Raw genomic sequence first — 1713 nt, forward strand, 5'->3', positions numbered from 1 at the left:
GGACGGGACGCCTGCGCGGGCGCGGTCCGCCCGGCGGTTCGGCGTCCGCCGGCACTACCGGGTCGCCCCGTGGACCGACCTGGTCGAGGTGCACTGGGGCCGGCAGGCCGAGGCGTACGTGACCCCCGTCGGCCCGGACCTCGTCGGGGTGGCCCTGCTGGGGCCCGCGCCGGTGGACGTCGACGCCGAGCTGGCCGCGATGCCCGCCCTCGCGGCCCGCCTCGCCGGGGCGCCGGTGGACGCCGCCGACCGCGGCGCGGGCCCGCTCCGGCAGCGGACCCGGGCACGGACCGCCGGTCGGGTGCTGCTGGTCGGCGACGCGTCGGGCTACGTGGACGCGCTGACCGGCGAGGGGTTGCGGCTCGGCTTCGCCCAGGCGGTCGCCGCGGTGGCGCACCTGGACGACCCCGCGGGCTACGAGCGCGCGTGGGCCGCCGCGACCCGGGACTACCGGCTGCTGACGTCCACGCTGGTGGCCGTCGCGACGTCCCCGCTGCGCGGCGCGCTGGTGCCGGCGGCGGTGCGCCTGCCGCCGGTGTTCGCCGGTGCCGTGGAGCGCCTCGCCCGCTGACCCGGCCTACGCGGGGGCGCCCGCCTTGCGGTCGTGCTTGTCGGCCCAGAGGTCGGCGTCCGCGCGCACCAGCAGGTCGCGCACCGCGTCGCCCGGCGCGAGGACCGCCACGCCGGCGCTGCACGGCAGCGGGTTCCACGCGCACGCCAGGGCAGCCCAGCGCCGCGCGGCCGTCTCGTCGTGCCCGGGCAGCACCGCGACGAACTCGTCACCGCCGAGCCGCCCCACGAACCCCGCCCGGTCGAGCTCCGCGCGCCAGCGGTCGACCAGGTCGGCCATGAGGTCGTCGGCCCCGAGGTGGCCGTGCGTGTCGTTGACCCGCCGGAAGTCGTCGATGTCGAGCGCCACGACCGCGAGCGGCTGACCGCGGCGGCGCGCCCGCGCGACCGCGGCCTCGAGCCGCTCGTAGAACGGACCGCGGGTGAGCGCGCCGGTCAGGTGGTCCGTCCCGCCCGCCGCGCGCAGGCGCCGGCCCTGCCAGCCGAGCAGCACGCAGGACAGGACGCCCAGCGTCGCCATGCTGACGACGGTGGTGGCGTGCACCGGGGCCACGGCGAGCCACGCACCGAGGGCGAGGGTCGCGGCCGCGGCGGCCACCACGACCGCGGCTCGGCGGGTGTCCAGCACGGACGCGGCGACCTGCCCCGCGAGGACGACGCCGAGGGCGAGCACGACGACCCCCTCGGTCGCCCGGCAGCTCGCGAGCACGCCCCCGGCGACCACGACGCCCGCGACCAGCACGGCCTGGGTGCTGGTCGGGTGCGCGGGCAGGGTCACGGCGAGGACCGCCAGCACCGCGTACGCGGCCGCGGCAATGGCCCAGCGGCCGGTCGGCGCCTGCGGGTCCAGCGGGGTCAGGCCACCGACGGCGGTCAGCACGGAGACGACGAGGAACGCCACGGCGAGCTGCGGTCGCGGGTCCCCGTGCGGCGTCTGCTCCACCGTCGGCATGGCCCGATGGTGCCGTGTCCGCGCGCCCGGCGCGGCTCCCGACCGGGTGAAGTCCGTGACACGTCCGGTTCTTCCGGGCGGCGCGGGCGCGCGCTCACCCGGACGGCCCGGCCACGTCGGACCGCCGTCACCCGATCGGACCCCGGGTGGTCTCGGCTACCGTCACGCGGGTGACCGCCGCTCCCCCGCCG

At 79.3% G+C, this 1713-nt stretch carries 1 protein-coding gene and 1 pseudogene; one reads left to right on the plus strand and one right to left on the minus strand.

All coding sequences use genetic code 11. The features are described 5' to 3' along the window. Window positions 1–571, plus strand: a pseudogene (locus G6556_RS18695) (monooxygenase); the annotation flags it as partial. 6 nt (window positions 572–577) lie between these two features. Here the strand turns inward: G6556_RS18695 and G6556_RS18700 are convergent. Further along, window positions 578–1522, minus strand: coding sequence for a GGDEF domain-containing protein (locus G6556_RS18700; protein ID WP_166944638.1), 945 nt, complete (start codon window positions 1520–1522; stop codon window positions 578–580). Between the last annotated feature and the right edge of the window lie 191 nt (window positions 1523–1713).

Source organism: Cellulomonas sp. IC4_254 (assembly GCF_011603975.1).
In the GTDB taxonomy this organism is placed as follows: Bacteria; Actinomycetota; Actinomycetes; order Actinomycetales; family Cellulomonadaceae; genus Cellulomonas.